Here is a 14,971-nt window from a genome sequence, read left to right as displayed (position 1 = left end):
AATACAGGCACCAGGAGCACCCCCTCATGAGCAGCACCTCTTCCGGCCAAAGTGCCGGGCAATTGGAAACACGCGGCATCGAACCGGTCCCTGAAGGGGAGTGCAACGGGCACCCGCTGCAACTGTTCTGGGTGTGGTTCGCCGCCAACATCAGCATCCTCGGTTTGCCGCTCGGCGCCACGTTGGTGGCGTTTCGCGGCCTGGCGATCTGGCAGGCGATTATCGTGGCGATTCTCGGCGCTGCCGGTTCGTTCGCGGTGGTGGGCATCATCTCCATCGCTGGCCGTCGTGGGCGTGCGCCGAGCCTGACGCTGTCCCGCGCCATCTTCGGTGTGCGCGGCAATATCGGGCCGACGCTGGTGTCATTGATGTCACGCCTGGGTTGGGAGACCGTCAACACCACCACGGCCGCCTTCGTGCTGCTGTCGTTGTGCTCGATCCTGTTTGGTTCGCCGGTCGAGGCGAAGAGTGCGCCGGTGCTGACCCTGATCTTCATCGCCATCTTCGTCTTGCTGACCCTGTCGGTTTCCGGCCTGGGCCATGCCACGTTGCTGGTGATCCAGAAGTGGGCCACGTATGTGTTTGGCGCCCTGAACATTCTGGTCGGCGGCTTCCTCTGCGCGACCATCGATTGGAGCGCGGTGTTCAACGCCACCCCGGCGCCGCTGAGCGCGATGATCATCGGCGTCGGCACCATGGCTGCCGGTACCGGTATTGGCTGGGCGAATGCCGGTGCCGACATGTCGCGCTATCAGCACCGCAGCGTCACCGCCGTGCGCCTGGTGGCATCGGCCGCGTTTGGCGCAGGCATTCCGCTGGTCTTGCTGATCACCCTAGGCGGCTTGCTGTCGGTGGGCAACAACGACCTGGCCTCGGCCACTGACCCGATCGTCGCGATCCGCGACATGCTGCCGACCTGGATGGCGGTGCCGTACCTGGTCACCGCGTTTGGCGGGCTGCTGCTGTCCAACAACCTGTCGGTGTATTCGGCGGGCCTCACCACCCTGACCCTCGGCTTGAAGGTCAAGCGCGTGCATGCGGTGATCGTCGACATCGTGGCGATCTTCGCCGGCTCGATTTACTTCATGTTGATCGCCGACAGTTTCTACGGCCCGTTCATCACCTTCATCTCGTTGCTGGCAGTGCCGATCACGGCGTGGGTCGGCATCTTCGTGGTTGACCTGATCCACCGTCATTACTACAGCCCCAAGGACCTGCTGGACGTGAGCCCAAGCAGCGCCTACTGGTATCGCGGCGGTGTGGAGTGGCGTGCGTTCGGCGCCTGGGCGGTGGCGATTGCGCTGGGCTTCAGCTTCACCACCATCGGCACCACCGCCGAAAACATCTGGTTCGCCGGGCCTTTGTCCGATTCCTGGCTGGGCCACAACGGCCTGGGCTGGATCGTCACCTTCCTGGTGGCCGGCGGGATTTATGCAGTACTGGGTGGCGCGGCTGACCGTCGCCCGGCTTTGGTAGAGCGTCCTAATGTCTAGATTGCTGCACACCGGCCAGGTCATCGTCGACCTGGTGATGGCCCTCGATACCTTGCCCGCCACCGGCGGCGACGTGCTGGCGCAATCGGCCAGCTTTGAGGCCGGAGGAGGCTTCAATGTGATGGCGGCCGCGCGGCGCAATGGGTTGGCGGTGGTTTACCTCGGCCGTCATGGCAATGGGCGCTTTGGTGACCTGGCGCGCGCGGCGATGCACGCCGAAGGGGTTGAAATGGCCCAGACGGTCAGCACCGATAAAGACACCGGTTTGTGTGTGTCGCTGACCGAGGCCACCACCGAGCGCACCTTCATTTCCCATATCGGCGCTGAAGGTGACTTGAGTGCCGATGACTTGGCGCGAATGGTCCCGCAAGCGGACGATTACGTGTATGTCAGCGGCTACAGCCTTTTATTGGAAGGCAAGGCGCAGGCATTGCTCGATTGGCTGCTGGCGCTGCCGCGAGCGATCACCGTGGTGTTCGATCCGGGCCCGTTGGTCAAGGCGTCGGATTCGGCGCTGATGATGGCGTTGTTGCCGCGCATCGATATCTGGACCAGTAATGGCCCGGAAGCCCTGGCATTTACCGGAGCGGGTACGTTGGCGGATGCGCTGGTCGATCTCAATCGTCGCCTGCCCGTTGATGCCTTGCTAGTGGTGCGGGATGGACCGAATGGTTGCTGGGTCAGCCGCAATGGCCAGGCGGAGCATGTGCCGGGTTTCAAGGTAAGGGCGGTGGACAGCAATGGAGCGGGGGATGCGCATGCGGGTGTGTTTATCGCAGGGTTGGCGTATGGCCTGACACCCGCTCAAGCGGCACGGCGGGCGAATGCGGCAGCGGCGTTGGCGGTGACACGCTGGGGGCCGGCTACGTCCCCCGGCACTGCCGAAGTGGATGCTTTAATAGCTGAATAAACCCAATCGAAAATGTGGGAGCCGGGCTTGCCCGCGATGGCGTTCTGTCAGTCACGGAGAATGGTGACTGATACTCCGCCATCGCGGGCAAGCCCGGCTCCCACATTGTGTTGCAGTGCCTTCTGGATTACTGGCGAGTCTCGCTGTCGAGCTTACGCGCCTCATCCACACCCGACGCCGTCAGCTTGATCGGCAGGTTCAACGCATACTCACCGGCAGCGTCAGTGGTCACATGCCCATCCTTGATCAACCCACGGTCCTGCAGGAACGCCAAGACACTGGCCACCTCTTTTTCGCCGCGGTAGTTATCCAGCACCTCCTTGCCCAGACCTTGCGGATGGGCGTGCAGCAGGCGGGTGAGGACTTCTTTTTCAAGGTTTCTATCGACGTTCATGCGTACCTCTTCACTGGGAAATGATCGGGTGTTCGTCTTGCGTTCGATGGGTCAAGGCGCAGGTTGTTTCGGCGCACCTGGGACGTTGGAGTCATCGCCCTTGTTGATGTTGGGCTGGTTGATCGCCGGGCCCATTTTGCCGTTACCGACGGCAGCAGGCGCTTGACGCTGGGTATCGTTGCCTTGGGTGCGCGGGTCAGCGCCGGGCTCAATGACCGCGCCACCATTGGTGTCCAGGCCAGTACCCATGGATTTCTGCGACTCAGTGGTGGCATCCGGCGTTGGATCGGTTGGCCCGGTGGTCGAGCTGGCGGCAAAGGCGCTCAGCGACACAGCAGACAACAGGCCTGTGAGGGCGAGGGCAGCAAACTTGGAATTTTTCATGAGGGTGTCTCCATATGATTAATGTCCTTACCCTCTATTGGTCAGCCCGGCCTTGGCGTTCGTGCCTTGATGGCGACGAACGGTCTTAGCTCACCTGTAAGATTTTGTGTGCCGAGGCCCGCCGCCAGATCAGTCTCGCGAGGCTGATCAACCAATTGAGCAACGCCACTGCAGTCACACTCAGCAGCAGCGATTGCAGGCCATACTCGACGATGATCCGCCCCGCCAGCATCGGGAACCCGAACACCCCGACGAAGTACCCGAGGCTGAACAGCAGCAACGCTTGGGACGTGGTGCCAGCGGGGGCTTCATTGGCCACCAGCCCGTTGATAACCGAGTACGTCAGCCCATAACCCACGCCCAGGGTGATGGCGGCGAGCAGGTAGCTGAAGGTCCCCGACACCGTGAAGCCGAACATCAACACCGACACCAGCATCAGCCCCGACAGTACGCACGCCGAGCGATAGGCATCACGCTTGACGACAAGCCCGGCAATCAACAAGCGGCTGGTAATCGCCGCGCTCAGGAAACCCACGAAAAACAGCGAATAGTCCAGTGAATGCGCCGCTGCGTAGCTGGTCTGGAATGAGGACAACCCGCCGAACACACAACCGCCCAGGCCGACCATGATGATCGCGAACACGGCCCTCGATGACAGCACCTGGCGGGTGGCACGCCAGGAAATTTTTGCCACAACCGCGTCTTGTTTGAGATGGGCACCCAGTCGCCAAAACATCACCACGCCCATCAGGCTGGCAAAGGCGGCGATGTAAAACGCGCTGGTCAGCGGTAGCTCCAATGCGCTCGCCGCACGCCCGAGCAAGGGGCCGGCCCCGATCCCGCTCATCATGCTGCCGGACAATAACGCAAAGTACTTGGCCCGCTGCTGCGGTTCTACCAGCATGGCCACGATGATCGGTCCCAAGGTATAGAACACCCCCCAACCGAGTCCCAGGGCCAGGCCAAACCCCATCAAGCCCAGGCCGAAACCTGGCATCAGGGCAAAACCCAGGCACGCCACCACCAACAGCAGGCCCATTCCCGCAATCGCCCGCGCCGCGCCCAGCACATCAGCCAAATGCCCGGAGACCACCACCGCCACAAAGGTGCTGAGCATCGCCATGGAGATCACACTGCCTGCATCGTGCTCGTTACCGCCGCGCGTATGAATCAGCAACGACAACAGAAAGGTCGAGCCGTAAGACAGCGACAACAGAAAACTGGCAAGGCAAAACAGGGCGAACAACGGCGTGCTCACTGCAGACTTGGAATGCATAAGATGGCCTGGAAGTCATTGGAGTTATGCCGGACGTTTTACCATGCACCGCTTTGCCGATTGTTGCGTGGTTGGTGGTGCCAGCGTTAGCCGTGGACGGAGTAAGGGGATGCAGTGAAATTGCACTGCAATCCGTCACGAAAGCGTCTTAGTATGTGTGCTTTGAAATTGCCAAGGCTCGCCCATGACCATCGAGATTCGCCCCGCCGTGCCCAGCGATGCTGCGCAGATCCTGACGTTTATTACCGAGCTGGCCGAGTACGAGAAGGCCCGGCACGAAGTGATCGCCAGTGTGGTGGACATCGAGCGTAGCCTGTTCAGCGAAGGCGCCACCGCCCATGGCCTGATCTGCCTGCGCGACGGCTTGCCGATTGGCTTTGCGGTGTTCTTTTTCAGCTATTCCACCTGGCTGGGTAGCAATTGCCTGTACCTGGAAGACCTCTACATCAACCCGGAACAACGCGGCGGCGGGGCGGGCAAGAAGCTGCTGCGCCACCTGGCGAAGATCGCCTTTGATAACGGTTGCGGGCGCTTTGAGTGGAGCGTGCTGGACTGGAACGAACCGGCGATTGCCTTCTACAAATCCATTGGCGCCCAGCCGCAGGAAGAGTGGGTGCGCTATCGCATGGAAGGCGATGCGCTGCGCGATTTCGCCCTCGGCTAGCTCGCTATTTTGTAAACACTGAAGATCAAATGTGGCAGGGGAAAAACCTCTGCCATTTTTTTGATTTTCACTCAATATATGGGATGCAAATTTATATATTGAGATATTTCAGATGATGGGTTTATAGTCATCCGCATCAGCACTCACTACCAAAAATAAAACAGGTGACGCGATGCAGGCACAACCGTTGTCACTCCCCGCCGTGCCCGAGCCAACCTATGGCGAGCGGCTCAAAGGCAAAGTGGTGATCATCACCGGCGCCGCCCAAGGCATTGGCGAGGCAATCGTCGCGTGTTTTCAGGCCCAGCAGGCGCGCTTGATCATTGCGGATATCCAGGGCGAAAAGGTCGAGAGGGTCGCCGCCCACTGGCGCGAACGCGGCGCCGACATCTATGCACAAGCCGTCGACATCACGTCCAAAGATCAATGGCAGACGCTGGTCAACCTGGCTATCGAGCGCTTTGGCCGCGTGGATGTGCTGGTCAACTGCGCCGGCGTCAACGTGTTCCGCGACCCGCTGGAAATGACCGACGAAGACTGGCGCCGCTGCTTCGCCATCGACCTCGACGGTGCCTGGTTCGGCTGCCGCGCGGTGTTGCCGCACATGATTGAGCAGGGCATCGGCAATATCATCAACATTGCGTCCACCCATTCCAGCCACATCATCCCCGGCTGCTTTCCCTATCCCGTGGCCAAGCACGGCCTGCTCGGACTGACCCGCGCCCTCGGCATCGAATACGCGCCCAAAGGCATCCGCGTGAACGCCATCGCGCCGGGTTACATCGAAACCCAGCTCAACGTCGACTACTGGAACGGTTTTCCCGACCCCCACGCCGAGCGCCAGCGCGCCTTCGACCTGCACCCGCCCAAGCGCATTGGCCAGCCGGTCGAGGTGGCGATGACGGCACTGTTCCTGGCGACCGACGAGGCGCCCTTTATCAATGCAACCTGCCTGATGATCGATGGCGGGCGGTCTGTGATGTACCACGACTAAACCGTTTTCCAATAACAAGAACGAGGTGGTTCATGCTCAAGAAGACACTCGGCACCCTGGCCCTCGCGGTCGCGTTCAGCGGCGTTGTATCCGCCGAAGAAGTGAAAATCGGCTTCCTGGTCAAGCAGGCCGAAGAACCCTGGTTCCAGACCGAATGGGCCTTCGCTGAAAAAGCCGGCAAGGACCAGGGCTTCACCGTGATCAAGATCGCTGTGCCCGATGGTGAGAAAACCCTGTCGGCCATCGACACCCTGGCCGCCAACGGCGCCAAGGGCTTCGTCATCTGCCCGCCGGATGTGTCCCTCGGCCCGGCAATCATGGCCAGGGCCAAGCTCAATAACCTTAAGGTGCTGGCGGTGGACGACCGTTTCGTCGACGCCAAGGGCAAGCCCATGGAAGACGTGCCTTACGTCGGCCTGGATGCCTACAAGATCGGTCAGAAACAAGGCGAAGCCATGGCCGCCGAAGCCAAGCATCGCAACTGGGATTGGAAGGAAACCTACGCCGTCATCAACACCTTCGACGAACTGGAAACCGGCAAGAAACGCACCGACGGTTCGGTAGAAGGGCTCAAGGCTGCCGGCCTGCCAGCAGACCATATCCTGTTCAGTGCGCAGAAAACCCTCGACGTGCCCGGCAGCATGGACGCCACCAACTCGGCCCTGGTGAAACTGCCCAGCGCTCCGAAAAACCTGATCATCGGCGGCATGAACGACAGCACCGTACTGGGCGGCGTGCGCGCCACCGAAAGCGCCGGTTTCAAGGCGGCCAACGTGATCGGCGTCGGCATCAACGGTACCGATGCGATTGAAGAACTGAAGAAAACCGACACCGGTTTTTACGGCTCGATGCTGCTAAGCCCTGACGCCTCCGGCTACAAAACCGCCAGCGCCATGTTCGAATGGGTCACCAAAGGCACCGAGCCTGCCAAGTTCACCGCGTTGGACAACGTGACCCTGATCACCCGCGCCAACTTCAAGGAAGAGCTGAGCAAAATCGGGCTGTGGAAATGACCGGCGCGGCCCTGCGATTCAATGGCATCGGCAAGGAATTTCCCGGTGTGAAAGCCCTGGCGCAAATCAGCTTTGAAGCGCGGCCGCGCGAGGTGCATGCGTTGATGGGTGAAAACGGCGCGGGCAAGTCGACGCTGCTGAAGATTCTCGGCGGCGCCTACCTGCCGAGCAGCGGAACACTGCAGATCGGCGAGCAGACCATGGACTTCAAGTCCGCCGCCGACAGCATTGCCAGCGGCGTGGCGGTGATCCACCAGGAGCTGCACCTGGTGCCGGAAATGACCGTCGCCGAAAACCTGTTCCTCGGGCATTTGCCGACGCGCTTCGGGGTGGTCAACCGCAGTCAATTGCGCAAGCAAGCGTTGGCGTGTCTCAAAGGCCTGGCCGATGAAATCGATCCGGACGAAAAGCTCGGACGCCTGTCCCTCGGCCAGCGCCAACTGGTGGAAATCGCCAAGGCGTTGTCCCGTGGCGCCCATGTGATTGCCTTCGACGAACCTACCAGCAGCTTGTCGGCGCGGGAGATCGACCGCTTGATGGCGATCATCACCCGCCTGCGCGATGAGGGCAAAGTCGTGCTCTATGTGTCGCACCGTATGGAAGAGGTGTTCCGCATCTGCAACGCGGTGACGGTGTTCAAGGACGGCCGTTATGTGCGCACTTTCGACGATATGAACGCGCTGACCCATGACCAGTTGGTGACGTGCATGGTCGGTCGCGATATCCAGGACATCTACGATTACCGGCCACGGGAACAGGGCGACGTGGCGCTTAAGGTCGAGGGTTTGCTCGGACCAGGCCTGCGTGAGCCGGTCAGCTTGCAGGTGCACAAGGGCGAGATTCTTGGCCTGTTCGGATTGGTCGGGGCAGGGCGCACGGAGCTGTTTCGGCTGCTGAGCGGTTTGACTCGCAGCACCGCCGGTAGCCTTGAACTCTGCGGGCAAACATTGCAATTGCGTTCACCCCGCGACGCGATTGCTGCCGGCGTCTTGCTGTGCCCGGAAGACCGCAAGAAGGAGGGCATCATTCCGCTGTCCAGTGTGGCCGAGAACATCAATATCAGCGCGCGCGGTGCCCATTCCACTTTTGGCTGGCTGTTGCGCGACGGCTGGGAAACCACCAACGCCGGCCGGCAGATCAAGGCGATGAAGGTCAAGACGCCCAACGCCGAACAGAAAATCATGTACCTCTCCGGCGGCAACCAGCAGAAGGCCATTCTCGGCCGCTGGCTGTCGATGCCGATGAAGGTGCTGCTGTTGGACGAGCCGACCCGTGGTATCGACATCGGCGCCAAGTCGGAGATCTACCAGATCATCCACAACCTCGCCGCCAGCGGTATTGCGGTGATCGTGGTGTCCAGCGACCTGATGGAAGTGATGGGCATCAGCGACCGCATCCTGGTGATGAGCGAAGGCGCCCTGACCGGCGAACTCACCCGCGACCAGGCGGACGAAGCACGGCTGTTGCAACTGGCTCTCCCGCGTTCGCGGGCTTGAAGAATTCGAGGTGAATGATGTCTGAGGTAAAAACTGCAAAGGGCTTCTGGCCGGGTTTCAACCAGCGCAAGTTCCTCGATGACTGGGTGATGTTGCTCGCCGCGTTGAGCATCTTTGTGCTCAGTGCGTTGTTTATCGATAACTTCCTTTCGCCGCTGAACATGCGCGGGTTGGGCCTGGCGATTTCTACCGTGGGTATTGCGGCGTGCACCATGCTGTTCTGCCTGGCGTCGGGGCACTTCGACTTGTCGGTGGGCTCGGTGATTGCCTGTGCCGGTGTGGTCGCGGGCATTGTGATCCGCGACACCGACAGCGTGGTGCTCGGCGTGTCCGCTGCGTTGGCCATGGGCCTGGTGGTGGGACTGATCAACGGCATTGTCATCGCCAAGCTGCGTATCAACGCATTGATCGCGACCTTGGCGACCATGCAGATCGTGCGTGGACTGGCGTACATCTTTTCCAACGGCAAGGCCGTCGGCGTGATGGATGAAGGTTTCTTCGTGTTCGGCAACGGCCAACTGATGGGCGTGCCGGTGCCGATCATCATCACCGTGCTGTGCTTTGTGTTCTTTGGCTGGCTGCTCAACTACACCACCTACGGGCGCAACACCATGGCCATCGGCGGTAACCAGGAAGCGGCGTTGTTGGCCGGGGTGAATGTTGATCGCACCAAAATCATCATCTTTGCCGTGCACGGCCTGATTGGAGCGTTGGCCGGGGTGATTCTTGCGTCGCGCATGACCTCGGGCCAGCCGATGATTGGCCAGGGGTTTGAGCTGACCGTGATCTCGGCGTGTGTATTGGGCGGGGTGTCGTTGAGTGGCGGCATCGGCATGATCCGTCACGTGATTGCCGGGGTGCTGATTTTGGCGATCATCGAGAATGCGATGAACCTGAAGAACATCGACACCTTCTACCAGTACGTTATCCGTGGCTCCATCCTGTTGCTGGCCGTCATCATCGACCGCATGAAACAGCGCTGATTTTTGCGGCAGATGAGCTCGTTGTGGTGAGCAGGCTTGCCCTGCGTTGGGGTGCGAAGCGGCCCCAGAACCAGACGCTGAGGTTTCTCGCAATAAACACATTGCTTTAATTGGGCTGCTTCGCAGCCCAGCGCGGGGCAAGCCCGCTCACCACAGGTAGGCCGGCTCGCCACAATGCGCGCCAGCACCCATAATGCCGCCAGTTTTCGTACCACCACATAGGCCCGATATGCAGGAAAACGCCCACACCCCCGTCAAAGACGCCGCCCCCACCGGCACCCAGACCCTGCTGCGTGGCCTGGGCGTGGTGCAGGCGGTGGCGGCCGGTGCGCGGGATCTGAAAGAGATCGCCAAGCGCATCGGTACCACCCGCAGCACCACCCACCGCCTGGCCAGTTGCCTGGTGGAAGAGCGTTACCTGCGCGTGGTGCCGCAGGTCGGTTACCTGTTGGGGCCGAAGTTGATCGAGCTGGGTTTTCAGGCACGCGAAGAGCTGCCGCTGGTGACCTTGGCCATTCCGTATCTGGATGAGTTGTCGGCGCTGACCGGCGACACCATCCACCTGGCCATCCGTGAATACGACGACGTGCTGTACCTGCACAAGAACCCCGGCCGTAATGGCCCGGAAATGCGCTCGCGGGTCGGCCATCGCATGCCGCTGGCGCGCACCGGGATCGGCAAGGCATTGCTGCTGGATGACACGCTCGCAGAGTGGCAACGTCTGTACGAAGTCAGCCTGCCAGCGGGTGGGAAAAGCCTGCAATGGCCGCAGCACCCGGAGCAATCCTGGGCGCAGTTCGAGCAGCGCATGCATGAATACGTGGTGGGCGGTTATGCGTTCGACCTGGAAGACAACGAACCGTCGATCCGTTGCGTGGCGGCACCGGTGCGCGATGCCAGCCGGCGCATTGTCGCCGGTATCAGCATCGCCAGTACCGTGCCCTACATGCCGCTGGAGAAAATGGCCGAGCTGATTCCTGTGGTCAAACAGGTCGCAGCCCGGCTGTCGGCGGAGTTGGGCGCGAAGGCCTGATCAGGCCTTCAGGGTCGCCATGTCGATGACAAAGCGGTACTTCACGTCGCCGGCGATCATGCGGCTGTAGGCTTCGTTGATATTGCGGATGTCGAGCATTTCGATGTCGCAGGTGATGCCGTGCTCGGCGCAGAAATCCAGGACTTCCTGGGTTTCGGCAATGCCGCCGATCAACGAACCGGCCAGTACTTTACGGCCCAGCACCAGCTTGGCGGCGTTCACGGGCGGGTCCACCGGCTCGATCAGGCCGACCAGGATGTGCACGCCGTCAAAGCGCAGCACGTCGAGGTAGGGGTTCAGGTCGTGTTGCACCGGAATGGTGTCCAGCAGGAAGTCGAAGTGCCCGGCGGCAGCTTTCATCTGGGCTTCGTCGGTGGACACGATCACATGATCGGCGCCCTGGCGACGGCCTTCTTCGGCCTTGCTTGCCGAGCGCGTGAACAAGGTCACTTCCGCGCCCATGGCCTTGGCAAACTTGATGCCCATATGGCCCAGGCCGCCCATGCCGAGCACGCCGACTTTATCGCCGGCCTTCACGCCGTAGTGCTTGAGCGGCGAGTAGGTGGTGATGCCGGCACACAGAATCGGCGCGGCGCTGGCCTGGTCGAGCTTGGCTGGGATCTTCACCACGAAATGTTCGCTGACCACGATGCTGTCGGAGTAACCGCCCATGGTGTTGCTGCCGTCAACGCGGTCCGGGGTGGCGTAGGTCATGGTCGGGCCTTCGAGGCAGTATTGCTCCAGGTTCGATTGGCAGGCGTCGCAGTGACGGCACGAATCGACCATGCAGCCCACGCCGACCAGATCACCGATTTTGTGCGCGGTGACGTTGGCGCCAACGGCGGTGACTTTGCCGACGATCTCGTGGCCGGGCATCAGCGGGTACACGGCGATGCCCCACTCGTTGCGTGCCTGGTGGATGTCGGAGTGGCACACGCCGCAGTACAGGATCTCGATCGCCACATCATCGGCGCGTGGGCTGCGGCGCTGGAACGACATGGGGGCGAGGGGAGTGGTGGCCGACTGGGCGGCGTAACCGATGGCGGTGTACATGGGGAGACCTCGCAAAAGCAATGACAGGTGAGGTGGCGCATTCTCCGCGCCGGGTCCTGATGCGGCCATGGCGATTGCTCCGAGTCTCATGCCTATTCGTCCGGGAGTGCCCCGTGTTTGGATCCTTGTGACGCGAGACCTGCGATGATGCTCTCATCCCCTTTTCGCGAAGTTTTTTGCCATGTTGCTCACCCGCCATCTCGACGCCAACGCCACGCTGGTTGCCTTGATTGAAGGGCTCACGCCCTGCGACGGTTTCTCGCCGACGAACCTGCCTGGCGTGCAGGTGCTGCGCGCCAGTTGCGACGTGGCGCGTGGGCCGCAGATCTACGAGCCAAGCCTGATGTTCGTGGCCCAGGGCAGCAAAGTCGCCTACCTCGGCCCGCGTACGCTGGAGTATGGCGCCGGGCATTACCTGATCCAGGCGATGCCGGTGCCGTTCGAGTGCGAGACGTTTGCCATGGCCCCCGATGCGCCGTTGTACGGCGTCACGGTGGGCATCGACCGCGTGGTGTTGGGTGAACTGGTCATGGCCATGGGCATTCAGGCCGGGCCGCCACCGACCGCACAGACGCTGGAGTCGATGAGCTCGGTGATGCTCGATGACGCAATGCGCGGCGCCGTCGAGCGACTATTGCAATGCCTGCACGATCCGCTGGAAAGCCGGATCATGGGCCCGGCGCGGGTCAGGGAAGTGTTGTTCACCGCGTTGCGTGGCCCGCAAGCGGATGTATTGCGGGCGCTGGTGGAACAGCAGGGGCAGTTTTCGCGGATCGCCACGTCGCTGAATCACCTGCATGCCCATTACGCCGAGCCGCTGAATATCGAGACGCTGGCGGGGTATGCGCACATGAGTGCGTCGACGTTTCATGAACATTTCAAGCGCTGTACGTTGTTGTCACCGGTGCAGTACCTGAAGCGTCTGCGCTTGCTCAAGGCCCAGCAACTGCTGTTGGTGGACGGCATGGGCGTGGCGCAGGCGGCGCATAACGTGGGGTATCAGAGTACGTCGCAGTTCAGTCGGGAATATAAACGCTACTTCCTGCGCAATCCCGGCGAGGAGCGGGCCGCCTGATTCTGCCTGGCACACTGTGGTTAAAAATGTGGGAGGGGGCTTGCCCCCGATAGCGGTACATCAGCCAACATATCTGTAGCTGACCTATTGTCATCGGGGGCAAGCCCCCTCCCACATTTGACCGAGTTCCACCCATAAAAAAGGCTCCCATTTGGGAGCCTTTTTGTTCGAGCTGCGGGCTTACATATTCGGGTAAGTCGGCCCACCCGCGCCTTCCGGTGTGACCCAGGTGATGTTCTGCGAAGGATCCTTGATGTCACAGGTCTTGCAGTGCACGCAGTTCTGGGCGTTGATCTGGAAGCGCTTCTCGCCGTCTTCTTTGGTGATCACTTCATACACGCCGGCCGGGCAGTAGCGCTGCGCCGGTTCATCGTAGAGCGGCAGGTTGGTGCCGATCGGGATGCTCGGGTCTTTGAGCTTCAAGTGGCACGGTTGCTCTTCTTCGTGGTTGGTACCGGAGATGAACACCGAGCTCAGCTTGTCGAAGCTCAGCTTGCCGTCGGGTTTCGGATAGTCGATTTTCTTGCTGTCCTTGGCCAGCTTGAGGCAGGCGTAGTCCGGCTTGGTGTCGTGCAGGGTGAACGGCATCTTGCCGCCGAGGATGTTCTGGTCGAACCAGTTGAAGCCGGCGCCGATGATCGGGCCGAACTTGTGCATCGCCGGGCCGAAGTTGCGGCTGGCGAACAGTTCTTCGTAGAGCCAGCTCGACTTGAAGCTGTCGACGTAAGCGGTCAGTTCATCACCGCCCTCGGATTCGGCGAACAGGCGGTCGGCCACGGCGTCGGCGGCGAGCATGCCGGACTTCATCGCGGTATGGCTGCCCTTGATCTTGGCGAAGTTCAGGGTGCCGAGGTCGCAACCGATCAGCGCGCCGCCCTTGAAGACCATCTTCGGTAGCGAGTTCAGGCCGCCTTTGCAGATGGCGCGTGCGCCGTAGCTGATGCGCTTGCCGCCTTCCAGGTATTGGGCCAGCACCGGGTGGTGCTTGAGGCGCTGGAACTCATCGAACGGCGACAGGAAGGTGTTGCTGTAGGAAAGGTCGACGATCAAACCGACCACCACCTGGTTGTTTTCCAGGTGATAGAGGAACGAGCCACCGGTGTTTTCGGCGCTCATGATGTCCAGCGGCCAACCAGCGGTGTGCACCACCAGGCCAGGTTGGTGCTTGGCTGGGTCGATTTCCCAGATTTCCTTCAGGCCGATGCCGTAATGCTGGGCGTCGGCGTCGCTGTCCAGGTTGAAACGCTGGATCAGCTGCTTGCCGATGTGGCCACGGCAACCTTCGGCGAACAGCGTGTACTTGCCGCGCAGTTCCATGCCGGGGGTGTAGACGCCTTCTTTCGGGTTGCCTTCACGGTCGACGCCGAGGTCGCCGGTGATGATCCCGCGCACTACGCCGTTTTCGTCGAACAGCGCTTCCTGTGCGGCGAAGCCTGGGTAGACTTCCACGCCCAGGTTCTCGGCCTGCTGCGCAAGCCAGCGGCACAGGTTGCCCAGGGAGATGATGTAGTTGCCTTCGTTGTGCATGGTCTTGGGCACAAAGAAGTCAGGCACCTTGGTGGAGGCTTCGGGGCTGCGCAGTACATAGATGTCATCGCGCACCACCGGAGTGTTGAGCGGGGCGCCGAGTTCTTTCCAGTCCGGGAACAGTTCGTTCAGGGCGCGTGGTTCGAACACGGCACCGGAGAGGATATGCGCGCCGACTTCGGAGCCTTTCTCGACCACGCAGACGCTGATTTCCTTACCGGCTTCGGCGGCCTTCTGCTTCAGTCGGCAGGCGGCAGACAGTCCCGCCGGGCCAGCGCCGACGATGACCACGTCGAATTCCATGTATTCGCGTTCCACAGGCTATCTCCTACTCAAGGCTCAACAGGCTTTTTTTTCTAATGGGTGGAGGTTCGGTGTTGTCTTGCGGCAACGGCAAGACCCACCTTTCTCTCTAGGTGGCGCATTATATCTACACCACTGCTAGCGTCCAATACAAACGTTTGTTTGAATTGCCCGCAGGCTAGGTAAATCAAAGTGGTGCGGCTTATGACTGGCTATTTTGCCGTATTGACCAGAATAGGTGTTCCGGTCAATATACGGTCGGTTTTGCGCTAACCGTAGGCAGACTGCAGGTTTCAAGAGCACGTCCAAAAGCGAGACAGGTGGCGCGCGTCCAGACAATGGCGCGCAGTTTACACGCTGCGATAAAGAATGA

At 61.0% G+C, this 14,971-nt stretch carries 14 protein-coding genes; 9 read left to right on the top strand and 5 right to left on the bottom strand.

Going from position 1 to position 14,971, the window contains the following annotated elements; all coding sequences use genetic code 11:
• The first annotated feature begins 26 nt into the window (after positions 1–26).
• Together WH299_RS00270 and WH299_RS00265 are read left to right on the top strand one after the other, a co-directional pair.
• On the top strand, positions 27–1,493 hold the full coding sequence (locus tag WH299_RS00270) for a purine-cytosine permease family protein (RefSeq protein WP_126570518.1): 1,467 nt from the start codon (positions 27–29) through the stop codon (positions 1,491–1,493).
• Positions 1,486–2,403, top strand: coding sequence for a PfkB family carbohydrate kinase (locus WH299_RS00265; RefSeq protein WP_339549360.1), 918 nt, complete (start codon positions 1,486–1,488; stop codon positions 2,401–2,403). The genes WH299_RS00270 and WH299_RS00265 overlap by 8 nt, the downstream gene beginning before the upstream one ends.
• Positions 2,404–2,530: 127 nt before the next feature.
• Here WH299_RS00265 and WH299_RS00260 read toward each other — a convergent pair whose 3' ends face one another.
• The 3 genes from WH299_RS00260 to WH299_RS00250 all read right to left on the bottom strand — a co-directional run bounded on the left by WH299_RS00260 (position 2,531) and on the right by WH299_RS00250 (position 4,457).
• A complete protein-coding gene (locus WH299_RS00260) occupies positions 2,531–2,797 on the bottom strand; it encodes a hypothetical protein (RefSeq protein ID WP_122726465.1) in 267 nt (88 codons plus the stop codon).
• Positions 2,798–2,848: 51 nt separating this feature from the next.
• Complete coding sequence (locus WH299_RS00255) at positions 2,849–3,181, bottom strand: hypothetical protein (protein WP_323624148.1); 333 nt, start codon at positions 3,179–3,181, stop codon at positions 2,849–2,851.
• A gap of 85 nt (positions 3,182–3,266) precedes the next feature.
• Positions 3,267–4,457, bottom strand: a complete 1,191-nt coding sequence (locus tag WH299_RS00250; RefSeq protein ID WP_339549359.1) for an MFS transporter — start codon at positions 4,455–4,457, stop codon at positions 3,267–3,269.
• 184 nt (positions 4,458–4,641) lie between these two features.
• On the opposite strand from WH299_RS00250, the gene WH299_RS00245 reads away from it, so the two are divergent.
• The 6 genes from WH299_RS00245 (at position 4,642) to WH299_RS00220 (ending at position 10,640) form a co-directional block, all read left to right on the top strand.
• Positions 4,642–5,121, top strand: coding sequence for a GNAT family N-acetyltransferase (locus tag WH299_RS00245; RefSeq protein WP_010208407.1), 480 nt, complete (start codon positions 4,642–4,644; stop codon positions 5,119–5,121).
• Between the two features lie 172 nt (positions 5,122–5,293).
• Positions 5,294–6,115 (top strand): SDR family oxidoreductase, encoded by an 822-nt coding sequence (locus tag WH299_RS00240; protein ID WP_122726469.1) that lies wholly within the window; start codon positions 5,294–5,296, stop codon positions 6,113–6,115.
• Between the two features lie 32 nt (positions 6,116–6,147).
• Complete coding sequence (locus tag WH299_RS00235; RefSeq protein ID WP_339549358.1) at positions 6,148–7,128, top strand: substrate-binding domain-containing protein; 981 nt, start codon at positions 6,148–6,150, stop codon at positions 7,126–7,128.
• The gene (gene araG, locus WH299_RS00230) at positions 7,125–8,624 is read left to right on the top strand and encodes an L-arabinose ABC transporter ATP-binding protein AraG (protein ID WP_339549357.1); all 1,500 of its coding nucleotides are present in this window, start codon (positions 7,125–7,127) and stop codon (positions 8,622–8,624) included. Before WH299_RS00235 ends, araG begins: the two co-directional genes overlap by 4 nt.
• A 17-nt stretch (positions 8,625–8,641) precedes the next feature.
• Positions 8,642–9,607, top strand: a complete 966-nt coding sequence (gene araH / locus WH299_RS00225) for an L-arabinose ABC transporter permease AraH (RefSeq protein ID WP_028617559.1) — start codon at positions 8,642–8,644, stop codon at positions 9,605–9,607.
• Positions 9,608–9,836: 229 nt separating this feature from the next.
• The gene (locus WH299_RS00220; protein ID WP_122726475.1) at positions 9,837–10,640 is read left to right on the top strand and encodes an IclR family transcriptional regulator; all 804 of its coding nucleotides are present in this window, start codon (positions 9,837–9,839) and stop codon (positions 10,638–10,640) included.
• Here WH299_RS00220 and WH299_RS00215 read toward each other — a convergent pair whose 3' ends face one another.
• Complete coding sequence (locus tag WH299_RS00215) at positions 10,641–11,693, bottom strand: NAD(P)-dependent alcohol dehydrogenase (protein ID WP_339549355.1); 1,053 nt, start codon at positions 11,691–11,693, stop codon at positions 10,641–10,643.
• Between the two features lie 181 nt (positions 11,694–11,874).
• Between WH299_RS00215 and WH299_RS00210 the strand changes: the two genes are divergently transcribed.
• Positions 11,875–12,768 carry an AraC family transcriptional regulator gene (locus WH299_RS00210; RefSeq protein WP_123474561.1) on the top strand — a complete coding sequence of 298 codons (894 nt, stop codon included), beginning with the start codon at positions 11,875–11,877 and terminating at the stop codon, positions 12,766–12,768.
• 180 nt (positions 12,769–12,948) lie between these two features.
• On the opposite strand, the gene WH299_RS00205 is transcribed toward WH299_RS00210, so the two are convergent.
• A complete protein-coding gene (locus WH299_RS00205; RefSeq protein ID WP_010208416.1) occupies positions 12,949–14,613 on the bottom strand; it encodes an electron transfer flavoprotein-ubiquinone oxidoreductase in 1,665 nt (554 codons plus the stop codon).
• Between the last annotated feature and the right edge of the window lie 358 nt (positions 14,614–14,971).

This window comes from Pseudomonas sp. MYb541 (assembly GCF_037479595.1).
GTDB classification, from domain to species: domain Bacteria; phylum Pseudomonadota; class Gammaproteobacteria; order Pseudomonadales; family Pseudomonadaceae; genus Aquipseudomonas; species Aquipseudomonas canadensis.
Note: the sequence above shows the minus strand (reverse complement) of the source record. Positions and strands in the feature narration are given on the sequence as shown.

What these genes read in the sequence shown, in the direction of transcription:
- WH299_RS00270 (WP_126570518.1), top strand. Translation starts at nt 27, where the DNA reads ATGAGCAGCACCTCTTCCGGCCAAAGTGCCGGGCAATTGGAAACACGC.
- WH299_RS00265 (WP_339549360.1), top strand. Translation starts at nt 1,486, where the DNA reads ATGTCTAGATTGCTGCACACCGGCCAGGTCATCGTCGACCTGGTGATG.
- WH299_RS00260 (WP_122726465.1), bottom strand. Translation starts at nt 2,797, where the DNA reads ATGAACGTCGATAGAAACCTTGAAAAAGAAGTCCTCACCCGCCTGCTG.
- WH299_RS00255 (WP_323624148.1), bottom strand. Translation starts at nt 3,181, where the DNA reads ATGAAAAATTCCAAGTTTGCTGCCCTCGCCCTCACAGGCCTGTTGTCT.
- WH299_RS00250 (WP_339549359.1), bottom strand. Translation starts at nt 4,457, where the DNA reads ATGCATTCCAAGTCTGCAGTGAGCACGCCGTTGTTCGCCCTGTTTTGC.
- WH299_RS00245 (WP_010208407.1), top strand. Translation starts at nt 4,642, where the DNA reads ATGACCATCGAGATTCGCCCCGCCGTGCCCAGCGATGCTGCGCAGATC.
- WH299_RS00240 (WP_122726469.1), top strand. Translation starts at nt 5,294, where the DNA reads ATGCAGGCACAACCGTTGTCACTCCCCGCCGTGCCCGAGCCAACCTAT.
- WH299_RS00235 (WP_339549358.1), top strand. Translation starts at nt 6,148, where the DNA reads ATGCTCAAGAAGACACTCGGCACCCTGGCCCTCGCGGTCGCGTTCAGC.
- araG (WP_339549357.1), top strand. Translation starts at nt 7,125, where the DNA reads ATGACCGGCGCGGCCCTGCGATTCAATGGCATCGGCAAGGAATTTCCC.
- araH (WP_028617559.1), top strand. Translation starts at nt 8,642, where the DNA reads ATGTCTGAGGTAAAAACTGCAAAGGGCTTCTGGCCGGGTTTCAACCAG.
- WH299_RS00220 (WP_122726475.1), top strand. Translation starts at nt 9,837, where the DNA reads ATGCAGGAAAACGCCCACACCCCCGTCAAAGACGCCGCCCCCACCGGC.
- WH299_RS00215 (WP_339549355.1), bottom strand. Translation starts at nt 11,693, where the DNA reads ATGTACACCGCCATCGGTTACGCCGCCCAGTCGGCCACCACTCCCCTC.
- WH299_RS00210 (WP_123474561.1), top strand. Translation starts at nt 11,875, where the DNA reads ATGTTGCTCACCCGCCATCTCGACGCCAACGCCACGCTGGTTGCCTTG.